Here is a 24347-nt window from a genome sequence, read left to right as displayed (position 1 = left end):
CCATGCTGTCACCTTCAGATTTTTAATTTTCTCATTAGTGCTATTCACTCCCTGCGCAGGGTCGGGAGTGAATAGCATGATTAATCCGATGTGAACGATCTTAATCTGCTTTGAACTTAATTTGTGTTGAACAACCTAGAAATTGCCGCCAGTTGCTCGCGCTGTTGCGCCGTCATTTCACTGCTGGCGGAATATCCCTCGTTATGAATAATGATTTCACCTAAGCCAACCAGCCAGTCATAAATATAAAATGCCGTATTATTGGTCGGGGTAAGGGCTAATTTCGTTAATCGTTGAGATGCCCCCAGTGGGGTGGCTGATTGTGGTGGCTGAGCAAAGATCTTAGCGCCACGATTGATTCGGCTATCAGGGCGCTGTGCTTCACTGATTTGCAAGAAACCGAGCCAAGCCACAAAGTCACCCAGAATGGTCAGTGCGCGCGAGACCTGACGGTCCGCTTTGGTTTCGCGATGCAGGCCAACTTGCTCATTGTCGGCCAAAATAGTGACCAACTGCCCAGCAATATCCAATCGGATGCTGGCAGTAATGAGTTCAGCCACCAGTAGCTCAATGGTCGGTTTAGTGATCCCCAGCAGCTCAATCAGTGGGCCATTATCGGGTAATTGCCGCAGGTGATTGATCCAATAGCGCTGCACACTTGCCGCATAATCGGTTTCATAATCTTGGCCGACTGCTGCTGTTTTGGCGGTCTCTACTTCAGGCGACAGGGGCAGGTCGCTGAATAAGTCGATATCAATACCGATGCTGAAAGGTTCGCTATTGACCGCAGTGGCACTCAATTCAGCCGCTCGATTTGGCTGCTGTCGAGAGTCTTGCTGCTGTAAATAGAGGCAACGTAACTCATCGCGGGAGGGCAGCAACCGCTCCAGTAACTCGCCGTGGAGGCCCGTGCGAGTCTGCAATGCTTTGAGCAAAGTTTCGGCAATCTGCTGTTTTTGCTGTGATTCACTGCTCTCCGACGGCATCCACCCCGAGAGCAGGTTATCGGTCAATTCCCGTTGTAGTTCAATGAGTTGTTCGTTGATCCGCTCAGTTTTGATACCTCGCTGAATTTCTTTGGCCAGATAAGTGACCATTCGCTCAACACCACGGGCATCCAATGCCAGCAGGGTGCCCCAGCTATCGCCGGGGTTACCGACATAACGTTGCACCGCTTGGTCGTGACTGGTCGCATTCGTCACGGGATGATCTGAACTTATGCGCTGATCAAACGGGGTGAGCGCCCAGATTAACCCTGGGTTCCGGCGGGCGCGGACTTGAGCATTTTCACCCTGTGTCTGTTTAACCCAATAATCCAGCGCTTTACCGACCGCCTTGACCTCTGCGCGTTGAGTCGCGGCATTGCAGACCAGCAGCAGGTTGATCTGCTGTTGATCAGTGTAGCGCTCCAGTAAGTACGCGTTTTTAGCCCGTGATAGCGACGCCGCCTGCGGATAAGGGCGGTGCTCAAGAGGCGTAGATGCATTGAAGGTGTCGCTAAAATCGGGGAAATCTAATAAATCGACGGTTTCAAATGGACTTTCAGTCGCGGGCATCGCTAATGGGATCTGCAACTCGACCGTCAACAGGGTTAATTCAGCCAGTGACAACGTCACTGAATCGGCCACCTCATTGTTCACCCATGGCAGCACTTGGAGGTGAGTATCAGCCGGAGTGTTCAGGTCATCGAGGGTGGCGATATTCATGATGCCATTGGCTGGCAGCAACATATCATCGACTAACACACTGAGGGGGGCCAGTAATTGTGTTGCGCCACCCAAATGTTGCAGTGTGTACGCAAAATGACGATAAGCATCTGTCAATGAAGGATTTTCTGCCCACAGCACGGAGAATAAACGGGTGCGGTCTTCAATGCTGAGATAGGGGGCTAACTCAACGGCAGCAGGCCAGAAGTGCGTCTCTAGTCTCTTCTGACGCGGCGCATCATGGCGGGTCAGATAATCCCAAAGTCCAATCACATCATCACTGCTGACCCCCGCGATGGCGACGGGCTGACGGCGCATAACCAGTTGCTGTAAATGGTCGGCAATATGCTGTTCATCCAGTGAATGTCGTTGCTCATCCTGATGATTCTCCAGCAGAAATGCCCCGACAACTAATTTGGCAATATCCACTTCACTCAGTAAGGATAGTCGTACCGGATGGCTTTCATCCGTGATGGTCGCCTGATGGCTAAAGCGGGTCACCACACCACTGGCCTGATATCCCGGCTTGATTTGTTGCCAAAAATCGAGATTTTTGCCGCCAAGTGTGGTCTCCAGACGGCCATTACCCTCCGCGACCAGCGCAGAAATCAGGTGCTGTTTGCCAGCGGATGAGTGACCCAAAAAACCGATGCTGATGGCGGTTAGGGCGGCGTCTGACAACTGACGCGCTTTATTGCGGTGACGGCGCAGCTTGATGGTTAAAAGATCCGCTTCGATATCTAAGCGCATAGCGTGTTGGCGCGCATGACTGATCCAATCAATCGTTTGGTCAATGCCTTGCGTGACTTGCAGAAGCTGGCGATTGAGCTGTTTATTGGTTAATGATTTCATTTTCTAAATACGCTCCCACTATCAATCCAATAATGGGTTGATGCTGAGCCATTGCTGGCTAATGTGTTTAGCTTGAGGCGCAGATGGTGCGGCGGCACACGGCTACCATCTTGTAGCACGGCATCGGCTATCTCAAAACGCTCTGGGCCATTATCAGTTTGCTTGTTATCCACACCTTGACTCTCGCCCCGCGTCAGTTTCAATCTCACCTGCAATACACTGTCACCGGCGACTTTCCGGGCCAGCTCCTGATCAACAATGGAGAGGGTGTAGAGCGGCGATGCGGGCCAGCGGTCATTATCAAGCTGTCGGAATCCGAGGCACAATGCGCCTCGGACCTCAAAATGCGCGTCAGTTGGCAAAGCAAAATCGCGGCTATCCAGATCAATATCACGATAGTAGACATTCTCTTCGGTCAGCGCGTCACTGCTGTCTAACATGCCCAGATAGCGGATGGTTGAGTAGGGTTGGAAATCGCCCGCTTTGAAGTAAAAACCAGCCAATCGCAAATCGAGTGCCAGCAAGCAGAGCATCGCACCTACCGCCGCCGTGGATTTCGGGTTGTCGATACGGCCATGCTTATTAAACGGATACCAATCACTGGTATGGTAACCATCCAGCGCGAGAATACGATTATTGGGCAAAGGTTGCAGATGACGGAATAGCGCCTGAATGCCGGGGAAGCGCGAAGGGCGGCCAGTTAACAGCAACACGTCACAAGCATAGAGCGAAACCACTTCAGACAGCGAACGCAGGTTTTGCGTAATGCTCATCCGGTGAGACAAAAACTCGCCGTGCAATTTGCTCAGTTTCAGTACCAACGGCACCTGCAAAATATCAAATTCCTCCGCGTCGGCGGGCAGTTCGCGTTGAACTTCACTGTTAATGTAATCCAGCACTTTCTGTGTCGGGCGTTGCTGTATTAGCTCGCCAAAGCTGGCTTCAATCTCAGCATTGGCGTCCAGCGGGTCAAAGTTTTCATAGGCTTCCAGAATGGCCCGGCCTGCTGGCATAAAGATCTGCAATGTTGCTTGCTGGCGCAGTGTCGATTGCCCGTCCATCCTGCCATCATTGCCGAAGAGTTTATCCATCAGCACATCACTGTTGGCGACAACTGCTTTTTTCAACCGCGCCTGAAGGGCGGGTAAAATATAGAGCTGAATGACATCCAGTAAGATATCGTCACCTGCCACTTTGAAGCCTTCGCGGAACAGTAGGCGCGGGCTGATTTTGACATTGTTGCCAATGCCATCATCCAGCCAGTACTGCGTAATCGCTAGATCCGTGGTGCCTCCACCAATATCAATCGAGGCGATCCGCACGGTTTTTCCGGCCACTTCGCCCGCTTCAAGCTGCTTATCGGGCCGTGCCATGCTGGCAAAGAAGGCGGCAGTGCGGCCGCCAAAATTAACCTGTGTTTCGTTATACAGATAGACCATCTGGCCACAAGTCGCTTCATCCCACTCCATCTGCACACTCGGCACTGGAATTTGGCTTTTGGTGCGATCTTGCTCCGAGACAAAACTTTCATCTGCCGGATGCCAGCCCATCGATTTCCAGACTAAGGCGATAGCTTCATGCATTCGACGACGGAAAATCTCGCGCTCCGGTTTTGGCATGGCAGAGGGCAGGGTCAGAATGATCGCTCGCAATTGGCGTGGGGCATTGGCATGGGTCATTTTCAGACGTTGCGCCACGCTGTTGATCTGCATCAGCGCTTGCGCCAGCAGCTCTGACAGCATAAATGTCATCAATGAGCTGCGGCTGTAGTGGGGGGCAAATACCGGTAGCCGTTCATCCACGGGCAGGCCATACAGCGGTTGACCCTCATCATTCACCAGATAGGTCAACGGCAATGCCGTCGCCGGAGATTCCTGTGTCTGCGTTCCGTGTTGTGTTTCATTGAAACGCCAGCCCGGAGCATAGCTCTCCTCATCCCACAAATAGCGACGTGGGCTGGAGATGCCAGTAGATCCTTCGGTGCCTAATCGTTGCAGCGCCATACGGCTAGCTTCGCGGCCAACACGAGTTATTGAGGGCCAGATAAAGGCATCATCACGACCACTCTCGACGGAGAAATTCTGCTTACCAAACTTCGCCTGCGCAAACTCAACCCGACTTTCAAACAATTCGTTATACAGAGAGTGAGGCTCGCTCAAATCACGAATTTGTAGCTCATAAGTCTGTTTTAGCCCGTTACTCTCATCGGCATGATCTTCCACCAAAATTCCGCAAGTATGGGAGTTACCCACATCCAGAATCAGATCAACATTGACGACCGGCTCTTGCAAGGTGCTGGTATTGATTTTGATCTCGGGTACGCCAATCTGGCTGCCCAGCAGTTCCAACAAATTAAGATAGTGCGCTTGATACTCAAACTCACGCAACGACGCGGTGATATGCCGTGCGGTTCGCGCCTCTTGTTCGCTCGCTTGTTGAGTAAAGACTTCACGTAGCCAGCCGTCAACCCACGTCAAATCGAGGAACTCTGCCAGCTCTTCATTGTGGTAGGCCAGCGCAAAACCTAAACCTGTTTTGATGTCATTTTCATTGGGGGCCAAGGACTCATTGGCGTGACCTTCAGGATAGGCTTTGGTATCAAAAGCCATGGTGACGCGCAGGGTATTGCCATCTTGATCCGGCGTGTCCAACACTAAAATTTGCACTCTGGCCCAGTTGTCTGGCCCATTAACAAAGGTGCGCGGGGGATTAAAGCGCAAAAATGGCAGGGGGAGCCAAATTTTGTTCAGCAGCTTGAGCGACTGTTCCAGAGGAAAGCTAAATTCAGGTTTAACAATCTCAGGCGCAGCACCCGGCATCATCAGTGAGTATTTGCCATTATGGGCATGGTAATTCAAGCGCAGCAGTGGGCCGTTGGCACTTTTGCGCACAAATTTATTCGGCAGCTCAGTATCGAATTCGGGCTTTAACGCGAAGTCCAGAAACTGGATGCCACTGTCCTGAATAAGCGTGATTTTCTGTTTAAAATCAGTGATCGTTGCCAGCATAATATTATTTAGTCTCACGCTTCATCGTCATGGGAAGGGTTGTATTGGCGTCGTAACGGCCTTTGCACTCGGCAACGCCGGTCAAACCTTGCTTACAGACGATCTCCGGTATTTGATATTTAGAGCCATCACTACACTGCGCCTTATAACGGCTATTGATCACCAAATTGCCTGACTTCATCAGTCCGGCAGTAATGTTTGCGCGGCAAGTGACATTATCGCCATGGGTGATTTTTACCGTGCCTTTGCCGTTTTTAATCTGATATCTCAGACTCGGCGCTTTGCCTGTCCGGGCGGCTTTAATGTCTGGGCTGACACGCCAGTTGCCATTCAGGAAGGCCGTTGAACCCACTTTGACCGCATCGGAAGGTAAGATCAGCGCACCTTTACTCTCCGCAGCACTTAGCTCAGGGGCGACGGCCTCTTCAGCTGCGATGGGGGCAGGAGCCACAGTGGCTTTATCCAGCGGGAGCTGGGGTTCCAGCAGCGGTGGGATAATTTTGACGGCGGGCGCGGCCACTTTTATGGGTGGCTTAGCAGGCATTGGTGGCTCCGCGGGCGCGGTTTTTTCTTCCGTTTTTGGCTCTTCAGCCGCTGGCGACTCAACCACCGCCGCTTTGACCTCCGGGGCCGCCGTGGCCTTTTCCGTCATTCCGCCACTGAATTGCACTATCAATGCGATAATGAGTGCCAATACTGGCAGAACCCAACTGAATCGCAGCCAGCGAACGGTTTTTTTCACTGGTTCCACCGGAGGTGTCGGTTCTGCAACAGGGGTAGGCAGCGGCGCAGGAGGGAGCTCTGGTTCAGGGGGCAACTCGACGACAGCAGCTACCGGCGGGGCAACCGGCGCCAGCGGCGCGGCACTCAGGGTGGTGATCGGCGGCTCGATAATGTCGGCGGTTTGACGTAAGCAATCGAGTGGATCGGTGCGCGTCTTTTTATCCTGACTGACAAAGCCCCAGAAGGTGAGCACCGGCTTCCCCGCCACTAAATAGACATAACTCTGATCAGGGAATTGCAGGGTTTTGGCGAGCAGGACACCGAAGAGCCGTTGAGCCGCTTTATCTGATTTTTGCGCGCGTTGGCACAAGTCATTGGCGCTGGAGAGACAGGCAGAGAGCTGCTTAATCGCGGCTTTACGTTCTGCATGACTGGCCGCGATCCATGAGGTCACTTTACCTTCAATGGGGGCATACCAGTCAATGCGGTCGCCTTGCTCATTGAGCTGAGGAATGGCGAGGCAATCAGCAATATGCTGCTGTTTTTTAAGGCGCAATGCCTCTCTGATCTGAAGCGCTGAAGCATAAACCGGTTGCCCGTTTTCGCCCAACGCCAGAATATCGTCCAAACTACCACTGCGTAAAAATGATTTCGCCACGCAAAAGAGACCTTTGTAATGAAGCTCAAGGCAGAAAATAATGTGTTATCTGCGACAGCCTCTATTTTAGGGCTAATGCGGGTAAATCAAACGCCGGAACAAGTGGCAAAATCGCCCGTTGTTTATAGCGACAAAATGGACAAAAAAACGCCTTGGGTGATAAAAGTCGGCGGGGTGCGATTGATAAATTTGCGGCTAAATAGCGCATTTTGATGTATTTCTGTATAGGGTTATTGGGTAAACTCATCACCGCCATTACGCGTATTGAATTGAAAGGAGTTATCTTGAATCAATCACAAGTGACAACTCATCTCTCGGCCACCGAGGCGATTGATCGACTGGAGACGTTATATGAGTCGGCGCTGGCGGCATTACGTGATGCTATCAGCGCCTTTATCCGTGACGGCGCGCTGCCAGATGTGGGCGAGCGAGCCAAGGGGCTGTTTTCCTATCCGCAACTGAGTGTCAGTTGGGATGGGCGATTCCGCGACCATCAACGCACTCGCGCCTATGGTCGTTTCTCGCGCACCGGCCAATACAGCACCACGGTGACGCGGCCAACTCTGTTTCGGGAGTACCTGACCGAGCAACTGACTCTGTTGGAGAGTGAGTATGGTGCAGTGTTTGAAGTGACACCGTCACAACAAGAGATGCCGTATCCCTTTGTGATCGATGGTTCCGACCTGATTCTTGACCGCTCAATGACGGCAGGGCTGGCGCAGCACTTCCCGATCACCGATCTAGCGAAAATCGGCGATGCCATCACCGACGGTATTGATACCGACTCTGCTGATTTTCCGTTGTCGCATTTTGATGCGCTGCGCACCGATTTCTCACTGGCGCGACTGAAACACTATACCGGCACGCCAGCAGAACATATTCAGCCCTATATTCTGTTTACCAATTACAGCCGCTACGTTGATGAGTTTGTCAGTTGGGCCTGTGAGCAAATTCTAGACCCGACCAGCCCCTACAAAGCGTTATCCTGCGCCGGGGGCAGCTACATCACGGCGGAAAATGCCGATCCAGAAAGAACCACCTCTGATCTGGCGTGGAAAAAACATCAGATGCCGGCATATCACTTAATCGCCGAGAGTGGGCATGGCATCACGCTGGTGAATATTGGTGTTGGCCCATCGAATGCCAAAACCATCTGTGATCATCTGGCGGTGTTGCGGCCCCATGCGTGGTTGATGATCGGCCACTGCGGTGGGCTGCGTGAAAGTCAGGCCATTGGTGATTATGTGCTGGCCCATGCTTATCTGCGTGACGACCATGTGCTGGATGCGGTGCTGCCGCCGGACATTCCGATCCCCAGTATCGCCGAGGTGCAACGGGCACTCTATGACGCCACCAAAGCGGTTAGCGGAATGCCGGGCGTCGAGGTCAAACAGCGGCTGCGCACGGGCACCGTGGTGACATCAGACGATCGTAACTGGGAGCTGCGTTTTTCTGCTTCCGCGCTACGCTTCAGTTTAAGTCGTGCCGTGGCAGTAGATATGGAGAGTGCCACCATTGCGGCACAAGGCTATCGCTTCCGCGTGCCCTATGGCACCTTGCTCTGCGTGTCGGATAAACCGCTGCATGGTGAAATCAAGTTGCCGGGGCAGGCCAACCATTTCTATGAAGGGGCGATTTCTGAGCACTTACAGATTGGTATTCGGGCTATAGATTTGCTGCGGGCAGAGGGGGATCAACTGCACTCGCGCAAATTACGCACCTTTAATGAGCCGCCGTTCCGCTAACGGGCGGGCACCGTTCACTGATCGCCATTTTGATAAAATTATCGCGTACCAAATCCAAAATGGCGTCATTCCAAGCAATACCAACTTGCCAACTGAGTGCATCCCCCTTGAGCGGCATGAGGTTGATGGTCGGCGGGGCGATATGCACCACACTTTGTGGCAAAAGGGCTACCCCTAGGCCAGCAATCACCAGCGCCAGTATGGTTTGGATATCTTCCACTTCTTGTATCACCGCGATATCGAGCAGGTTGGACTGCAAGTAGAGATCAATTTGTGTATTGAGTCCACGCCCTCGCTCAGTATAGAGGCGTAATAATGGCAGACGGGTTAACCACTCATCAGGCGTTAGCGCGTTTTTTTCCGGTGTCACCAGCACCAAACGATCTTCGAATAGGGGATGAAAGTGCAAGGGCGTTCTAGGAGGGCGACGAACAAAACCTATCTGCAACTCACCTTGGGTTAACAGCGCCATTTGCTGCGCAGAGGGAATATCCTCCAGCGTGATCGCCACGTCGGGAAATTGCGGCCTAAATTTTGCGATAAAGTGGGGGGCAAGATAGAACGTCGATAATCCAAAACCGATGGCAAGAAAGCCCTCAATCCCCTTCGCCACCCGTGCCGCCTGTTGCAAGAACAACTCAGATTGATTGACCATTTTCTCCGCCTGCGCCAGCAATTGCTGACCACTGGGGGTGAGCATCGCGCCATGGCGACCACGAGAAAAGAGGCGAATATTGAGTCGCGACTCCAGCAAATTAATCTGCTTGGTCAGTGCGGGTTGTGTCATGTAAAGCGCTTGCGCTGACTCACGATAGCTCCCCGTTTTCGCCAGCATCACAAAGGCTTTTAGCAGCTTGATGTTCATCCCATTCCATTCCAATTGGTAATCAATAAAGGAAAATCATTCATTATAAAGTTATCAATAGGGCTGCTGTAATACCAATGATAAAAATCAGCGGGTGATATTCTTTGGAGGTTATCGTGACAACGTCACAATTAATAGCAGCAGCAACCGTGCAGTTCCAGCATCAAGCCAATAATAAGCAATATAATCTGTTAGTGATTGAAAAATACATTGAGCAAGCGGCCTTGCAACATATTCAAATATTGGCTTTTCCCGAGATGTGCATTACCGGCTATTGGCATGTCCCTAAGCTGACGGCGGATCAAGTCACCGCCTTAGCTGAACCGATTGACAGCAGCCCCTCGATTGCCTTGGTCCGCGCTTTGGCGGTGAAACATCAGATGTTGATTGGCGTGGGGCTGATTGAGTTGGCAGACGACGGGCGGCTCTATAATGCCTATGTGGCCTGTATGCCCGATGGTTCTCTCCATACGCATCGGAAATTACATGCATTTGAGCATCCGGCGATCAGCAGCGGGGATGCTTACACGGTTTTTGACACCCCGTGGGGCGTTAAAGTGGGGATTCTCATTTGCTGGGATAATAATCTGGTCGAGAATGTTCGTGCGACCACGTTATTGGGGGCTGATATCCTATTAGCGCCACATCAGACTGGCGGGACAAATTCGCGTAGCCCGTATGGGATGAAGCCCATTCCGGTATTGCTGTGGGAGCAACGTGCGGAAAGAGAAGAGGAGATGGCCGCTGCGATTCGTGGCGTCAATGGTCGGGAATGGCTGATGCGTTGGTTACCGGCGCGCGCCCATGATAATGGCCTATTTATCCTATTCAGCAATTGTATTGGCGCGGATGATGATGAGGTGCGCACCGGTAATGCCATGATTCTCGACCCTTATGGCCGCATTATTGAGGAGACATGGGCGGCGGCTGACATGATGGTCACCGCGCAGTTAGATCTCAGTTTGATCCCACTCAGCACCGGGCGGCGCTGGATCTATGGCCGTCGCCCAGAGCTGTACACTATTTTGACTCAGCGACAAGGCTACGAGCGAGATGCGATTTCAGCAAGGTTCTCAATGGAGGAGACTGGGGGAGGTAAAGAGTAGGGTGCATCAGAATTAAGTAAAACAGGTGTCTTGGGCACCTGTGAGGATCATGACCAAGCGATTGATAGCTCATTGTGTGAAGGGGCGACCGCGCCTTGGGATGCGAACACATTCGTTTAATCAAATGTGTTATTGACATGCTCACCTTACAGAGTATGATTTTTTCCTGACAAAGGGAGCTTATATGCCTCAGCTAACACCGCTTCAATTTTTCAAACTACTCTCCGATGAGACACGTCTGAGCATCCTGCTATTACTGCGGGAAACTGGCGAGTTGTGTGTGTGTGATATCACCACGGCGATTCAGGAAGCACAACCGAAGATCTCACGCCACCTAGCAATGCTCCGCGAGTCCGGCGTTTTGCTGGATCGCCGTGAGGGGAAATGGATTTACTATCGGCTATCCCCCCATCTGGCGGTTTGGGCGGCCAATATCCTTGCGCAGGCGTCAGAGTGCCAGTTTGTCGAAGTTGCCCAGCTCGTGAAACGCTTGCAACAGAGTCACGGTGTCTGTCAGTAGACGTTAAAAATTTACCTTAATATATTCGATTTTACAGATATGTTTTTTTGGAGCGTGTTATGTGGCTGGCCGGTGCAATTTTTATTTTGACCTTAATCTTGGTGATCTGGCAGCCCAAGGGGCTGGGCATCGGTTGGAGTGCAGCCATGGGGGCAGCAATGGCCTTGCTCACCGGAGTTGTCCATGTTGGTGACATTCCCGTGGTCTGGCAGATAGTCTGGAATGCCACCGCGACCTTTATCGCGGTGATCATCATTAGCCTGTTACTCGATAAATCAGGATTTTTTGAATGGGCGGCTTTGCATGTTGCCCATTGGGGAAAGGGGCGAGGCCGTTGGCTTTTCACCTACATCATCCTGCTGGGTGCCTGTGTTGCAGCCCTGTTCGCCAATGATGGTGCCGCATTGATCCTGACCCCCATTGTTATTGCGATGCTTTTAGCACTGGGTTTCAGCCGAGGATCCACGCTGGCCTTCGTCATGGCGGCGGGGTTTATTGCCGATACCGCCAGTTTGCCACTGATTGTCTCCAATCTGGTGAATATCGTCTCCGCCGACTTTTTCCAGCTCGGCTTTAACGCGTATGCCTCTATTATGGTGCCGGTCGATATTGCCGCCATCATTGCCACTCTGGCGATGCTCCATTTGTTCTTTCGCAAAGATATTCCCGCAACTTATGATGTGTCGAAGCTAAAACGCCCCCGTGAAGCTATCCGCGATATGCGCACCTTCAAAACGGGTTGGGTGGTTTTGGCTCTGTTACTGGTGGGCTTTTTTGTTCTCGAGCCACTTGGCGTGCCCGTCAGTGCGGTGGCTGCGGTTGCCGCCCTGATTCTCTGGTGGGTTGCTCGTCGGGGTCAGGTGATTGATACCGGAAAAGTGCTGAAAGAAGCGCCGTGGCAAATCGTGATTTTCTCGCTGGGGATGTATTTGGTGGTGTATGGCCTGCGCAACGCCGGGCTTACGGTTATCTTATCCGACGTGCTCAATACCTTTGCCCATTATGGTGTGTGGGGAGCGACGATGGGGACGGGATTCCTGACGGCGATACTGTCATCGGTGATGAATAACATGCCAACAGTACTGATCGGCGCACTGTCGATTGATGCCAGCACTGCCACGGGCGTCGTCAAGGAGGCGATGATCTACGCTAATATTATTGGCAGCGATCTTGGGCCGAAAATTACCCCCATCGGCAGTTTGGCAACCTTGCTGTGGCTGCATGTTTTGGCACAAAAAAATATCACCATCACTTGGGGCTACTATTTCCGTGTCGGCATCATCATGACGCTGCCAGTGCTCTTTGTCACACTGGCCGCTTTGGCGATCCGTTTATCCTTTGGCGTGGTGTAATGCCACCTGAAATAAGAGAGTGAGTTATGTCAGCTATCACTATTTATCACAATCCGGCCTGTGGAACATCGCGTAATACGCTGGAACTTATCCGTAACAGCGGCAATGAACCGACCGTGATTTTGTACCTTGAAACACCCCCTTCACGGGATGAGCTGGTGACTTTGATTTTGAATATGGGGATCACTGCCCGTGCGCTGTTGCGTAAAAATGTAGAGCCTTATGAGGCGCTGGGTCTGTCCGATGAGACATTCACTGATGATGAATTAATTGATGCCATGCTGGCGCACCCCATGTTGATCAATCGGCCGATTGTCGTGACATCGGTTGGCACGAAACTGTGCCGACCTTCGGAGGCGGTGCTGGACATTTTACCTGACCCGCAACAGGGGCCATTTAGCAAAGAGGATGGGGACATCGTCATTGATCAGCAAGGGAGGCGGGTGATGAAAGGTGATGGACATCAATAGGTTCGCAGGCAGATAGCGTGTACTCAAAGCACAGGCGGCGGAGTTCTCCTCTTTAGCGCCGCACGCCCGTGCCAATGCTGATACTGGAGATCCCGCTCGACCCGCCGCTGACCCCGACATGGCCGCTATTGGCGCAGCCAAACAGGATCAGCGCAATCATTACTACCAGTAATCTCTTCATTTAGCGTCCTTCGCGATTTAAATCATTCATTAACTCATTATATGTGCAACAGCGGAATAGGTCGCCCTCAAAGTCATATACAGCGTAAATGTATAGCGGCAATGGGCTGATTCAACCTGATTGGTGACACTATCTGTTTAATAATCAGATCAACACCTTTGCTCCCATCCAATCAAGAGAATCGCCTATGCACTTTACTCAAGCCATCGCCAGACTCCCCGCAGAAACCTGTGGTAGCGGCCAGACCACTTCCCAACTGGGCGCACCGGATATCGCGGCCACCGGTCAGCAGTTTTTGGCTTATGTGGATACCTTGCTGCGACTGGGGCTGAAAGTGACGATTTTACCTGCGGCTCCCGCTTACCCCGATGCGCACTTTGTTGAAGATACCGCCGTGGTGATGCCAGAACTGGCGGTGATCACTCACCCCGGTGCGCCGAGTCGTCAGGGGGAGGTGGACACCATCGAGCCGCTCTTCACGGATCGCCCGGTGTTTCGTATGAGCCAGCGCGGTCACCTTGATGGTGGCGATGTGCTGTTGGTGGATAAGCAATTCTTCATTGGGCTAACGTCCCGCACGGATCAGGCGGGCATTGATGAGTTTACTGGCGCGGTAGCGCGCTATGGCTATCAGGTGACCGCCATTGAAGTGAGTGCCGGACTGCACCTGAAATCCATTGTTAACTATGTAGGCCGCAACACTTTGCTGCTGACGGAAGATTACCAGCACCATCCGGCCTTTGCCGCGTTTGATACCATTGTGATTCCTGAAGCGGAGTCCTACGCCGGTAATACCTTATGGATCAATGATACGCTGATTACCCCGCAGGGTTATCCTGACACCTTGGCGCAAATTGAAAAACTGGGGATGCCCATCATCCAACTCAATACCAGTGAATTTAAAAAAATGGATGGCGGCTTGACCTGCCTCTCGCTTCGATTCTAATGAGTGACGGTTTCTAAGGATTTTCCGTTTATCACCACTTGCCAACACCGGGATCTTAACCATGAAAAAGACATTAGCGGCACTGCTTACTGGCCTGATACTTTCTGCACCGATGCTCTCTGCTCCGGTGGCGGCTCAGACGATTGAGACCATCAGCTTTGGTGTCGACGGGGGGTATCCTCCTTTTGACGTGCTCTCCCCCAGTGGTGAGATCACCGGATTTGATATCGATATCGCCAATGCGCTGTGTGACAATCTGCACGCCAAATGTGTCTTCGTGAAGCAGCCCTTTGAAAGTATGATTGCTGCTCTCAACGCCCGCAAATTCGATGCCATTATTGCGTCACTCAGCATCACGGATGAGCGCAAAAAAGAGGTCGATTTTACTGACCGCTACTATCGCAGTGCGGCGCAGTTAGTTGCGCGTAAAGGCAGCCCGCTGTTACCGGAGGTGGCGAGCCTGAAAGGCAAAACCGTCGGCGTGCAGACCGGATCGATTCATGAAACCTACGCGAAAAAACATTGGAGTGGACAGGGGGTGAAAATCGTCTCTTACGCCAATCAGGATAATGTCTATCTGGATCTGCTGTCCGGTCGTATTAATGCGTCGCTGCAAGATAACATTCAGGCCGCCAGTAGCTTTATCGACACGCCACGCGGGCAGAAATTTGCTTTCGCTGGCCCGGTTATCCAAGATGAAACCATCTCCTCTGACGTGGGTATTGCCGTCGGCAAAGAGAACCCGGCACTGCGCGATGCCCTGAATGGCGCAATTAAAGCTATCCGCGCTGATGGTACCTATGACGCTATCCAGAAGAAATATTTCAGCTTTGATATTTACGGCGACTAGGATTTTTACCGCCACCAAGATGTTGATGGCGACTCAGCGTGATGGTCACCTGAGTCGCCTGATCAAGCCAAACCCGACGGGAGGCCGATAATGGTCATAGACTATTTGCCATTACTGGCTCAGGGCGCAGGGTTATCACTGTGTGTGATGCTGCTTTCATTAGCGGTGGCACTCACCCTCGGGCTGATGAATGCGGTGATCAAACTGTTTGGCCCGCGCTGGCTGCGCTGGATATCGACTGGCTACACCACACTGGTGCGGGGTATCCCTGAGCTGGTGATTATGCTGCTGCTGTTCTTTGGCGGCGAAATGCTGGTGAATGGTTTCCTCGGCTTACTCGGCTTGGGGCCAGTGCGCTTCAACACCTTTATCTCTGGTGTGTTGGCGATTGGTATTGTGTTCGGCGCTTATTACACCGAAACCTTCCGGGGGGCATTTCAAACGGTGGATCGCGGCCAGCTAGAGGCGGCGGTGGCCTACGGAATGCGCCCAGCGCAGGTGTTCCGCCGTATTATGCTGCCGCAGATGCTCAGTTTTGCCATTCCGGGCATCAATAATAACTGGCTGGGATTGATGAAGGCGTCAGCACTGATCTCCATTCTGGGATTGGAAGATATGGTGTGGCTGGCAGAGCAGGCAGGGCGCGCGACACAAAAACCGTTCTTGTTCTACTTCTTGGTGGCGATGATCTACATGGTCATTACTGCACTCTCTAGCTGGGGCTTTAGCCTGTTGGCGCGGCGCTATGCGCTATCGACCTCCACTGCGGCGAGGGCGCGCTGATGAACTTGCAAACTATGCTGGAAGCCGCGCCAACCTTTTTATACAGCGACGGCTCTGATACCACTGGCTTGGCGATGACCGCCAAACTGTTTTTACTCTCAGTGGTGCCGGGCATGTTGCTGGCGCTGTTGATGGCAGTCGGGCAGGCATTTGGTCCACGGCCACTCTCTTGGCTGATCCGCAGCATCACCTACTTCTTCCGCAGTACGCCGCTCTATCTGCAACTGATGCTGATCTACTATGGCCTGTCGCAATTTGACATCGTGCAGCTAGGCTGGCAGGACGATCAACCGTTTTGGCTACTGTTCCGCGATGCCACCTTCTGCGCCACGCTAGCTCTGGTGCTCAATACCAGCGCCTATGTCGCGGAACTGCTGGCGGGCATGATGGTGACGTTTCCACGTCAGGAGTGGGTCGCGGGCGAGGCGTTTGGCATGAGTCAGGGGCAGATTATTCGTCGGCTGGTGCTGCCCGCCACACTGCGGCGTGGTATTCCGGCGCTGAATAACGAGATGGTCTTTCTGCTCCATGCCACCTCATTAGCCAGCACCGTCACCTTGCTGGATATCACCGGTGTGGCGCGGGCTTTCTATGCCTCGACCTATTCGCCGTTTATCCCATTTCTGATGGCCGCCGCGCTCTATCTGCTCTGTACTTTTATGTTGATTTTTCTGTTTTCGCGGGCAGAACGGCGCTGGCTCGCCTTTGCCCGCCACGATTGAACAGCCAGAGTCAAGATCGCTTGATCACCTGTAACTCGGTCAGGGTGACGATTTTATCGACCCGAAATTTTTTGCTGGTCAGCCAGTTATCGGCCAGCAAGCGGTAGTGCTCCATGTTGCGGCAGCCAATGCGCAGCAGAAAATCAAAGCTGCCGCCGACCAGCCAGCAATCCAGCACCTCGGGTGTTTTGCGCACCTCTTGCTCGAAAGCGGCTTGAGACTGACCGTGATCAGCAAGGGCAATTTGTGCCTGAATCACAAAGGCGTGCTCCGGCTCCGGCAGCTCAATAAGAGCGCTGTAGCCACGAATAATACCGGCGCGCTCCAGTAGCCTCACTCGCTCCAGACAGGGGCGCGCGGTCAGATTGACCTGTTCAGACAGCTTCTGATAAGAGATGCGGCCATCCTGGCTCAGTATTTCAAGGATTTTTTTGTCAATTCGGTCAAGCCGGGCTTTCTTTTCCACAGATAGGACGTCCAATGAAAATCAATCATCATAAGTTACCTGAACATGCCCTCAGTGGGCAGCGTCAATTAACCCATTTTCATTTCGGCCAGCCGGGTCTTGGCGGAAAAATTTACCTGCAAGCCGGTCTCCATGCCGATGAACTGCCCGGCATGCTGGTTTTACATTATCTTAAAAGATTACTGAGTCAGGCGGAACGGCGCGGCGAAATTCAGAGTGAAATCATTATCGTGCCGCTGGCAAACCCGGCAGGTATCGCGCAGGTGCTGCTGAACAGTGGAATTGGCCGTTTCGATCTGGTCAGTGGCCGTAACTTCAACCGCGATTTTCCTGATCTGGCCCGCTTGGCAGAGCCTCGGCTGGCATCCATCCTGTCAGATAAGGCAAAGCGTCCGGGCGACGAAAAATGGCTGCGGCAACAAATCCGCGCCGCGATGGTGGCGGCACTGCATGAGTTGCCAGCCCCGAGTGAGGTGGTCGCCATCCGCCAACATCTGTTGCAGTTGGCCTGTGATGCTGATCTGGTGCTGGATCTCCATTGTGACGATCACGCCATCTTACATCTGTATGCCGATCCCGCTTGGCGTGATCAGGTGGAGACACTGGCACAGTTTTTGGCTATCGACACCGTGCTGTTGTCACAAGACAGTGGGGGCGGCTCTTTCGATGAAGCTTGCGGTTTGCCGTGGCATCGGCTGGCGGCGCAGCACCCGAGTCTCACTCAACTGGCCCCCGCCTGCATGGCGGTGACGGTCGAATTGCGCGGGCAACAGGATGTGAGCCATGCACTGGCCAGTGCGGATGCCGAACGCATTTATCACTATTTGCAGCACCGAGGCGCAATTACGGGGCCAGCGCCTGCCATGCCGCAGCGGGAGATTGTGATGTTGCCGTTTACGGCGGGTGAAATTGTCAGTGCGCCCGCCAGTGGCATTCTGCTGCTGTTACGTCAACCGGGTGAGTGGGTAGGCAAGAATGAAGTGGTGGCCGAAATCATTGACCCGATCACCGATACCGTCAAAGCGGTACGCGCCCAAGCGGGCGGGATTATCTACGCCAGCCGACGCGCGCCCTTTGTGACTCTTGGTGCAGAAGTGATGAAAATTGCAGGAAAAACCCCCTATGACGGGGGCGGAGGGATAGCATTGTGAGTTTCACTGCGGTGTAAATGAGTTGGATATTAAGCGCTCAGTTCACGTAGCAGCGAAAACGCGAGCTGCGTTTGTGCCTCAGTCACCACGAAAGCCCGTAACTGCTGCGCGTCATCGACACCACGGGCCACCATGCCCTGTGGTGTTAGGGTGATCGCCCAGTGGAGATCACCACGGCTAGCTTCCCCGGCGAAATAGAGTGGCAGATCCGGTGTTTTGACTTTGACTAACATCGGCGGCAGAGTCAGGCACTCCGCGCCGCCCAACAGATTTTTTGCCAGTGTCATCGCGCCCACCAAGATGGGCTGCAAGAAGGGCAGAACCCGCCCCTCAATCTCCGCACAATCACCCAGAGCAAAGATCGCGGGATCAGAGGTGCGCAATTGATTATTAACCCGAATACCGCGCTGCGTCTCAAGGCCCGCAGCAGCAGCGAGGGCGGTTTCAGGGGCTAAGCCGATCGCCGCAATCACCGCATCAACGAGGTAAACTTGCCCGCCACTCAACACCACTCGTAGCCCATCGGCGCATTGCTCCACGCGGAGTAACTCCTGATTAAACGCCAGAGTCATACCCATTTGGCTGAGGCGATGCTGCAATCGGCTGCTGATCTCCACTGGCATGGCGGAGGCGAGCAGGTGATGGGCTTTATCCACCAGAACTACCTGCTTGCCGCCGCGTTGTAAGTCCATCGCCAACTCTGCGCCAATCAATCCGCCACCTAACACCAAAATACGCCGCGCTTGCTGCAAGCTCTCCTGATGTTGCCGATACTCATGTTGGCTGTTGAAAGTGAATATCAACTCATGACCCGGTATCGTGGGGACAATGGCGGCCGCCCCCATCGCCAGCACCAGTTGGTGATAGCCAAAGGTGTGATCGCCGCACACAATCTGCTTTGCCTGCCGATCGATGGCGGTCACGGGGGTGTCAATGAGCAGAGTGAGGTTATTGTCAGCCGCAAACTGTTCGGCTGACAGACGGGTCAGATCGTCCGCACTCTGCTGGTGACTGAACACGTGACTCAAATCCGGTTTGTTATAATCCACGCCACTGTCGGCGGCGATCATCTGGATAGGCACTTGAGGCGCGAGTTTACGCAGGTTTTTAACCACCTGACGGGCGGCAAATCCTGATCCAATAATAGTGATACTTTCACTCATAACCGCCTCGCTCACAGTGGGTCGAACACAGATTTTCCCAGCCCACACTCAGGGCAGAGGAAGTATTCAGGGACATTTTCCCAGCCTGTACCGGGCGCGACATCTTGCAGCGGCTCGCCCAGTGCGGGATCATAGATCCACTGACAAACGCTGCACTGCATTGACTGCATAGAGACCGCCACCTCGGTTTGTGCACCATTACTCTCGGCGTTACTTTTGGGTAGCGTGATCACTGTGGCTTCGGACTCAGGGGATGAGAGAGGAACCAGCGGGTGAAGTGCCCATTCGCGGGCAATCTTACGCCCATGCTCGCGGCACTCTTCTAACCCATCGATATCGGGCCGCCACTTCATTTTTAGTGAGAGGGAGATATCAAATCCGGCATCCATCAGTCGGGTTTGAATGCGGTCAACTGCGCCGCCAGTCCAACCAAAACTGCCAAATGCCGCCGCTTTTTTATTGCGAAAACGCAGCCCTGCCAGCTCTTCCAACATGCCTGCAATTTTTGGCATCATCACATTATTCATGGTGGAGGAGCCGACCAACACGCCTTTTGCCCGAAACACTTGCGTCAGAATTTCATTCTTATCGTGGCGAGCAATATTGTAGATTTTAACCGCCACGCCGGGGTCGGTTTCGTGGATGCCCTGAGCAATGGCATCGGCCATCATTCGGGTATTGTTTGACATGGTGTCATAGAAAATCGTGATGCGATCTTCCTGATAATCGGCCGCCCATTCGAGATACTTCGCCACGATTTGGGTCGGATTATCACGCCAAACCACGCCATGAGAGGTGGCAATCATTGACACGGGCAGATTGAACCCCAGAATTTCATTGATTTTGGGCGTCACCAGTCGGCTAAACGGTGTCAAAATATTGGCATAGTAGCGGGCGCACTGCTCATAAAGCTCGGTCTGGTCAACTTCATCATTGAACAAATGCTCATCGCAATAGTGCTGACCAAAAGCATCATTACTGAACAGTACTGCATCACCTGTGATGTAGGTCATCATGCTGTCTGGCCAGTGCAACATCGGCGTCTCAACAAAAATCAGTTGCTTGCCATTGCCGATATCCAAGGTGTCGCCGGTTTTGACGGTAATGAAATTCCACTCAGGGTGGTGGTGATGGCCATTAATCGAGTCGATTGCATTGGTGGTGCAGTAGATGGGCGTCTGGGGGATGCGGGCCATCAACTCGGTTAATGCACCGGCATGGTCCTCTTCCGCATGATTAATAATGATGTAATCGAGCGCATTCAGGTCGATTTCCCGCTCTAAATTGGCGACAAAATCTCGCCCGAATTTCTGATCGACAGTATCAATCAGCACGTTTTTTCCTTCGCGGATCAAATAGCTGTTGTAGCTGGTACCCTTTAGAGTTTTGTATTCAGTGCCATGAAAATCGCGAACTTCCCAATCACGTTGCCCAACCCATTTGATATTATTTTTAACCTGAATTGCCATGAACTGTACCTTACTCAAAGTGAATGATTTCCCTCACCTTAGAATGCAAAGGCTATGCCAACTCATATCACACTGATTTTACTGAGTAAAAAATTAACATTAGTCATTATGACACAAGCTCTGTATTGTCATATCGACTAACACTCTGTCGGAATGACACACCATGAGCTTATCCATCCAGTCTCTGGCACAAATCGCCATTGAGCTTCAGAGCGGCCTATCCGGGCAGGATCGTTTTCAGACGCTGATTAGCAGTCTGCGGCAATTATTGCAGTGTGACGCCTCAGCGCTGCTGCGCTATGAACAGCAGTTATTTCGCCCCTTGGCGATTGATGGTTTATCGCCGGATGTGCTGGGTCGGCGTTTTTCGCTCTCATCTCACCCCCGACTTGAAGCCATTGCCCGCGCGGGAAATGTGGTGCGCTTTCCCACCGACAGCCATCTACCTGATCCCTATGATGGTCTGATCCCCGGTCACGATGAGTTGAAAGTCCATGCTTGCATTGGGCTGCCGCTGTTTGCGGATCAGGAGCTGATTGGCGCACTGACTTTCGACAGCATGAATCCGCAGCAATTTGATGGCTTTAGCGATGAAGAACTGAAATTGATTGGTGCATTGGCCTCCTCGGCACTCAATAATGCGCTGTTGGTGGATGCATTAGAGAAGCAGGCTTTACCGACGGAGTCTGCACTCAACAGCCCAAAACCGCCGATGCCACACGCGGAAGACGAAATGATTGGCCTCTCGCCATTGATAGCGCAACTGAAGCATGAGATCGGTGTGGTGGCGGGTTCAGAGCTGAATGTGCTGATTACGGGTGAGACGGGTGTGGGTAAGGAGTTGGTCGCCAAAGCCATTCACCACTTATCGCCAAGGTCGGCCAAACCACTGATCTATTTAAACTGTGCCGCTTTACCTGAAAATGTGGCTGAGAGTGAACTGTTTGGTCATGTGAAGGGCGCTTTTACTGGGGCCATCCATGACCGCACCGGTAAATTTGAAATTGCGGATCACGGCACACTGTTTCTGGATGAGATTGGTGAGCTGTCACTGGTGCTTCAGGCCAAATTACTGCGGGTGATCCAATATGGTGATCTGCAACGCGTGGGTGATGACAGCTCCAAGCGAGTTAATGTGCGGATCATTGCGGCGACCAATTGCGATCTGAAACAGGCAGTGATAGCAGGGCAGTTTCGTGTTGACCTCTTTCATCGGCTCAGCGTGTTTCCGCTCCATGTTCCGCCATTGCGGGAGAGAAAAGGGGATGTCGTCCTGCTGGCGGGCTTTTTTGTCGAGCGCATCCGAAAAAAACTGGGGCTGAATCAACTGGGAATACCCGCCGAAACACTGGGTATGCTGGAGAGTTACAGTTGGCCGGGCAATGTCCGAGAACTGGAACATGCCATTTATCGCGCCGCCGTATTGGCCCGCGCCTCACAGCAGGGGGCTGAATCTTATTCCCTCCGGGCTGACTTATTTAACATTTCCGCTACCGTGACGCGGCCTGTTACCCTGATGACGTTAAGTGATGAACAGGATTTGACGGCCATCGATCTCTCCTCAGCCACCCGCGATTTTCAGCGGCAATTGATCAGCAAAACACTGGAAGCGAATGGCCAAAATTGGTCGGCCTGTGCGCGGGCGCTCAATCTGGATACCGGCAACCTCCATCGTCTGGCTAAACGGCTAGGGATCAAATTTCAAAAAGGAAAAATCTCGTGACCATAAACATTAGGTCCATTGTTGCAGTCACACTGCTTGCTACGACACTCTCCGTATTGGCTAAAACGCCCGAAAATTTTGTCTATACCAGTTCTGGTGACCTCGAGTCGGCCTCAATCATTATAGCGCGTAGCGACATTGGCGGCGCACAGATCGTTTATAATTGGCGGTCACTCGAGCCGGAGAAGGACCAATATGACTTCTCACAGATTGAGCAGGATCTGGCACGTCTCAAGACAGCCAACAAAAAACTTTTCATCCAGATACAGGATCGATTTTTCGAGCAAAATGCCAGATATGTACCTGATTATTTGATGAATGATGCCCAGTACGGTGGTGGAATTTCGCCTCAATTCGACAATCCGGGTGAAGGGAAACCCATGGGTTCCGGTTGGGTGGCACAACAGTGGGACCCCGCTGTGCGCCACCGTTATCAGGCTCTATTGGCCGCGATTGCAGAGCGCTTCGATGGCCGAGTCTATGGTGTCAACCTACCGGAAACAGCTATTGATCTGGATGAAAAAAGGCTACCTAAGGGATTTTCCTGTGATAACTATTTCGCCAGTGAAATGGAAAATCTCGCCTTTGCACGTAAGGTCTTCACCAAATCACATGTGGTGCAATATGTTAATTTCTGGCCGTGTGAATGGAACAACGACCACAACTACATGGGGCGATTGTTTGAGTTCGCCAGTGCCAACAACATTGGGCTTGGCGGCCCGGATATTGTTCCCAAGCGCAAGGCACAAATGAAGAACTCATATCCGTTCTTCAACCAATATAAAAGTAAGCTGGCTCTGGTTGCCATGGCAGTGCAGGAGCCAACCTTGACCTACAAAAATCCAGAGACAGGTAAGCCATTCAGCAAGGAGGAGTTTGTTCAATTCGCAGAAGATTATCTCGGCGCTGATATCATTTTCTGGAGCACAACATCGCCCTGGCTAGCTAATCAATAGCCATCGCGAGAGATTGTCAGTGAAGGAATTAGCGGAGAGTCAGTACGCTGGTGAGTTTCCCCAGCGTACTTTTCTGAGATTACTTCAAACGATCGAAGTCTGAGGCGTCGTGCCGTTCTGGCAACTGCTCTTCGGGAGCACCCCACGTGCGGTTAACAATGCGGCCGCGCTGTACCGCGGGGCGCTTGCCGATATTTTCGGTCCAGCGCAGCAGATGGGTGTAGGATTTTACATCCAAAAACTCACCCGCTTCATATTGCAGGCCCAGCACCAAGTTGCCGTACCAAGGCCAGATGGCGATATCGGCAATCGAATACTCATCACCGGCGATGTACTCGCGGTCTTTCAGCAGGGTGTTGAGCAAGTCGAGTTGGCGCTTGGCTTCCATGGTGAAGCGGTCAATCGCGTACTCAATTTTCACCGGCGCGTAGTGATAAAAATGACCAAAACCGCCGCCCAAATAGGGGGCTGCACCCTGTAGCCAAAACAGCCAATTCAGGGCTTCCGTTCTGCCCGCGTGGGATTTCGGCAGGAAATGACCAAATTTGTCGGCCAGATAGAGCAGAATCGCACCTGACTCAAACACCCTAACTGGCGTGGGCGTTGAATGGTCCATCAGCGCAGGGATTTTTGAGTTGGGGTTGACGGCAACAAAGCCACTTGAGAACTGGTCGCCTTCACTGATGCGGATTAAGTGTGCATCGTATTCTGCCCCTTTCTCGCCGAGTGCCAGTAGCTCCTCGAGCAGAATGGTGACTTTCTGCCCATTGGGGGTTGCCATAGAGTAGAGCTGGAGGGGATGTTTGCCGACGGGCAGGGTGGCCTCATATCGAGCGCCAGCAGTGGGCCGATTGATCTTAGACCACACACCACCGCTTTCACTGTTTTCACTCCAGACCTTCGGGGGCTGGTATTCGTTATCTTTCATCATT

The 24347-nt window shown here is 52.6% G+C and carries 22 protein-coding genes; 13 read left to right on the top strand and 9 right to left on the bottom strand.

Features of this window, described 5'->3' with window-relative positions; genetic code table 11:
* Positions 1–116: 116 nt before the first annotated feature.
* From HRD69_RS15775 to HRD69_RS15765, 3 genes are read right to left on the bottom strand one after another with little or no spacing between them, the layout of a single operon-like run.
* The gene (locus tag HRD69_RS15775; protein ID WP_032813682.1) at positions 117–2558 is read right to left on the bottom strand and encodes a putative virulence factor; all 2442 of its coding nucleotides are present in this window, start codon (positions 2556–2558) and stop codon (positions 117–119) included.
* Complete coding sequence (locus HRD69_RS15770) at positions 2555–5566, bottom strand: virulence factor SrfB (RefSeq protein ID WP_004874346.1); 3012 nt, start codon at positions 5564–5566, stop codon at positions 2555–2557. Before HRD69_RS15770 ends, HRD69_RS15775 begins: the two co-directional genes overlap by 4 nt.
* 4 nt (positions 5567–5570) lie before the next feature.
* Complete coding sequence (locus HRD69_RS15765; RefSeq protein ID WP_004874347.1) at positions 5571–6947, bottom strand: SrfA family protein; 1377 nt, start codon at positions 6945–6947, stop codon at positions 5571–5573.
* Positions 6948–6965: 18 nt separating this feature from the next.
* Between HRD69_RS15765 and HRD69_RS15760 the strand changes: the two genes are divergently transcribed.
* Positions 6966–7160, top strand: a complete 195-nt coding sequence (locus tag HRD69_RS15760; protein ID WP_032813685.1) for a hypothetical protein — start codon at positions 6966–6968, stop codon at positions 7158–7160.
* A 71-nt stretch (positions 7161–7231) separates the two neighbouring features.
* Positions 7232–8692: an AMP nucleosidase gene (locus HRD69_RS15755; protein ID WP_032813740.1), complete on the top strand. Its 1461-nt coding sequence runs from the start codon at positions 7232–7234 to the stop codon at positions 8690–8692.
* Here the strand turns inward: HRD69_RS15755 and HRD69_RS15750 are convergent.
* On the bottom strand, positions 8670–9557 hold the full coding sequence (locus tag HRD69_RS15750; protein WP_050413184.1) for a LysR family transcriptional regulator: 888 nt from the start codon (positions 9555–9557) through the stop codon (positions 8670–8672). The two genes, HRD69_RS15755 and HRD69_RS15750, sit on opposite strands and share 23 nt — an antisense overlap.
* A gap of 116 nt (positions 9558–9673) precedes the next feature.
* Between HRD69_RS15750 and HRD69_RS15745 the strand changes: the two genes are divergently transcribed.
* The 4 genes from HRD69_RS15745 (at position 9674) to arsC (ending at position 13005) form a co-directional block, all read left to right on the top strand.
* Positions 9674–10663: a nitrilase family protein gene (locus HRD69_RS15745; RefSeq protein WP_032813688.1), complete on the top strand. Its 990-nt coding sequence runs from the start codon at positions 9674–9676 to the stop codon at positions 10661–10663.
* A gap of 184 nt (positions 10664–10847) precedes the next feature.
* Positions 10848–11183, top strand: a complete 336-nt coding sequence (locus tag HRD69_RS15740; protein WP_032813690.1) for a metalloregulator ArsR/SmtB family transcription factor — start codon at positions 10848–10850, stop codon at positions 11181–11183.
* A 59-nt stretch (positions 11184–11242) separates the two neighbouring features.
* Positions 11243–12535, top strand: a complete 1293-nt coding sequence (locus HRD69_RS15735; RefSeq protein WP_004874351.1) for an arsenic transporter — start codon at positions 11243–11245, stop codon at positions 12533–12535.
* Between the two features lie 26 nt (positions 12536–12561).
* Positions 12562–13005 carry a glutaredoxin-dependent arsenate reductase gene (gene arsC, locus HRD69_RS15730; RefSeq protein ID WP_004874352.1) on the top strand — a complete coding sequence of 148 codons (444 nt, stop codon included), beginning with the start codon at positions 12562–12564 and terminating at the stop codon, positions 13003–13005.
* 52 nt (positions 13006–13057) lie between these two features.
* On the opposite strand, the gene HRD69_RS20740 is transcribed toward arsC, so the two are convergent.
* Positions 13058–13186, bottom strand: coding sequence for a hypothetical protein (locus tag HRD69_RS20740; protein ID WP_004874353.1), 129 nt, complete (start codon positions 13184–13186; stop codon positions 13058–13060).
* Positions 13187–13373: 187 nt separating this feature from the next.
* On the opposite strand from HRD69_RS20740, the gene HRD69_RS15725 reads away from it, so the two are divergent.
* The 4 genes from HRD69_RS15725 to HRD69_RS15710 all read left to right on the top strand — a co-directional run bounded on the left by HRD69_RS15725 (position 13374) and on the right by HRD69_RS15710 (position 16487).
* Positions 13374–14132 carry a dimethylarginine dimethylaminohydrolase family protein gene (locus HRD69_RS15725; RefSeq protein ID WP_004874354.1) on the top strand — a complete coding sequence of 253 codons (759 nt, stop codon included), beginning with the start codon at positions 13374–13376 and terminating at the stop codon, positions 14130–14132.
* 61 nt (positions 14133–14193) lie between these two features.
* Positions 14194–14982, top strand: a complete 789-nt coding sequence (locus HRD69_RS15720; protein WP_004874355.1) for an ABC transporter substrate-binding protein — start codon at positions 14194–14196, stop codon at positions 14980–14982.
* Positions 14983–15072: 90 nt separating this feature from the next.
* A complete protein-coding gene (locus tag HRD69_RS15715; RefSeq protein WP_032813692.1) occupies positions 15073–15765 on the top strand; it encodes an ABC transporter permease in 693 nt (230 codons plus the stop codon).
* On the top strand, positions 15765–16487 hold the full coding sequence (locus HRD69_RS15710; protein ID WP_004874356.1) for an ABC transporter permease: 723 nt from the start codon (positions 15765–15767) through the stop codon (positions 16485–16487). Before HRD69_RS15715 ends, HRD69_RS15710 begins: the two co-directional genes overlap by 1 nt.
* A gap of 10 nt (positions 16488–16497) precedes the next feature.
* Here HRD69_RS15710 and HRD69_RS15705 read toward each other — a convergent pair whose 3' ends face one another.
* Complete coding sequence (locus tag HRD69_RS15705) at positions 16498–16953, bottom strand: Lrp/AsnC family transcriptional regulator (RefSeq protein WP_004874357.1); 456 nt, start codon at positions 16951–16953, stop codon at positions 16498–16500.
* Positions 16954–16967: 14 nt separating this feature from the next.
* Between HRD69_RS15705 and HRD69_RS15700 the strand changes: the two genes are divergently transcribed.
* Entirely contained in the window at positions 16968–18104 is a 1137-nt protein-coding gene (locus tag HRD69_RS15700) for a succinylglutamate desuccinylase/aspartoacylase family protein (protein ID WP_004874358.1), read from the top strand.
* A 29-nt stretch (positions 18105–18133) separates the two neighbouring features.
* On the opposite strand, the gene norW is transcribed toward HRD69_RS15700, so the two are convergent.
* Positions 18134–19267 (bottom strand): NADH:flavorubredoxin reductase NorW, encoded by a 1134-nt coding sequence (norW, locus tag HRD69_RS15695; RefSeq protein WP_004874359.1) that lies wholly within the window; start codon positions 19265–19267, stop codon positions 18134–18136.
* An 11-nt stretch (positions 19268–19278) separates the two neighbouring features.
* Positions 19279–20736, bottom strand: coding sequence for an anaerobic nitric oxide reductase flavorubredoxin (gene norV / locus HRD69_RS15690; RefSeq protein ID WP_004874360.1), 1458 nt, complete (start codon positions 20734–20736; stop codon positions 19279–19281).
* A gap of 163 nt (positions 20737–20899) precedes the next feature.
* On the opposite strand from norV, the gene norR reads away from it, so the two are divergent.
* Positions 20900–22459 carry a nitric oxide reductase transcriptional regulator NorR gene (gene norR, locus HRD69_RS15685; protein WP_004874361.1) on the top strand — a complete coding sequence of 520 codons (1560 nt, stop codon included), beginning with the start codon at positions 20900–20902 and terminating at the stop codon, positions 22457–22459.
* Positions 22456–23415: a hypothetical protein gene (locus HRD69_RS15680; RefSeq protein ID WP_032813695.1), complete on the top strand. Its 960-nt coding sequence runs from the start codon at positions 22456–22458 to the stop codon at positions 23413–23415. The genes norR and HRD69_RS15680 overlap by 4 nt, the downstream gene beginning before the upstream one ends.
* Before the next feature lie 79 nt (positions 23416–23494).
* Here the strand turns inward: HRD69_RS15680 and yghU are convergent, their stop codons facing one another.
* Positions 23495–24343 carry a glutathione-dependent disulfide-bond oxidoreductase gene (yghU, locus tag HRD69_RS15675; protein WP_032813697.1) on the bottom strand — a complete coding sequence of 283 codons (849 nt, stop codon included), beginning with the start codon at positions 24341–24343 and terminating at the stop codon, positions 23495–23497.
* Positions 24344–24347: the final 4 nt, after the last annotated feature.

Source organism: Yersinia mollaretii ATCC 43969, from assembly GCF_013282725.1.
GTDB classification, from domain to species: Bacteria; Pseudomonadota; Gammaproteobacteria; order Enterobacterales; family Enterobacteriaceae; genus Yersinia; species Yersinia mollaretii.
Note: the sequence above shows the minus strand (reverse complement) of the source record. Positions and strands in the feature narration are given on the sequence as shown.

Bases quoted from the DNA above. Each gene is read 5' to 3' on its own strand.
- HRD69_RS15775 (WP_032813682.1), bottom strand. From the start codon at position 2,558: ATGAAATCATTAACCAATAAACAGCTCAATCGCCAGCTTCTGCAAGTC.
- HRD69_RS15715 (WP_032813692.1), top strand. From the start codon at position 15,073: ATGGTCATAGACTATTTGCCATTACTGGCTCAGGGCGCAGGGTTATCA.
- HRD69_RS15725 (WP_004874354.1), top strand. From the start codon at position 13,374: ATGCACTTTACTCAAGCCATCGCCAGACTCCCCGCAGAAACCTGTGGT.
- HRD69_RS20740 (WP_004874353.1), bottom strand. From the start codon at position 13,186: ATGAAGAGATTACTGGTAGTAATGATTGCGCTGATCCTGTTTGGCTGC.
- HRD69_RS15700 (WP_004874358.1), top strand. From the start codon at position 16,968: ATGAAAATCAATCATCATAAGTTACCTGAACATGCCCTCAGTGGGCAG.
- HRD69_RS15735 (WP_004874351.1), top strand. From the start codon at position 11,243: ATGTGGCTGGCCGGTGCAATTTTTATTTTGACCTTAATCTTGGTGATC.
- norR (WP_004874361.1), top strand. From the start codon at position 20,900: ATGAGCTTATCCATCCAGTCTCTGGCACAAATCGCCATTGAGCTTCAG.
- arsC (WP_004874352.1), top strand. From the start codon at position 12,562: ATGTCAGCTATCACTATTTATCACAATCCGGCCTGTGGAACATCGCGT.
- HRD69_RS15720 (WP_004874355.1), top strand. From the start codon at position 14,194: ATGAAAAAGACATTAGCGGCACTGCTTACTGGCCTGATACTTTCTGCA.
- HRD69_RS15760 (WP_032813685.1), top strand. From the start codon at position 6,966: ATGAAGCTCAAGGCAGAAAATAATGTGTTATCTGCGACAGCCTCTATT.
- HRD69_RS15710 (WP_004874356.1), top strand. From the start codon at position 15,765: ATGAACTTGCAAACTATGCTGGAAGCCGCGCCAACCTTTTTATACAGC.
- norW (WP_004874359.1), bottom strand. From the start codon at position 19,267: ATGAGTGAAAGTATCACTATTATTGGATCAGGATTTGCCGCCCGTCAG.
- norV (WP_004874360.1), bottom strand. From the start codon at position 20,736: ATGGCAATTCAGGTTAAAAATAATATCAAATGGGTTGGGCAACGTGAT.
- HRD69_RS15750 (WP_050413184.1), bottom strand. From the start codon at position 9,557: ATGAACATCAAGCTGCTAAAAGCCTTTGTGATGCTGGCGAAAACGGGG.
- HRD69_RS15740 (WP_032813690.1), top strand. From the start codon at position 10,848: ATGCCTCAGCTAACACCGCTTCAATTTTTCAAACTACTCTCCGATGAG.
- yghU (WP_032813697.1), bottom strand. From the start codon at position 24,343: ATGAAAGATAACGAATACCAGCCCCCGAAGGTCTGGAGTGAAAACAGT.
- HRD69_RS15770 (WP_004874346.1), bottom strand. From the start codon at position 5,566: ATGCTGGCAACGATCACTGATTTTAAACAGAAAATCACGCTTATTCAG.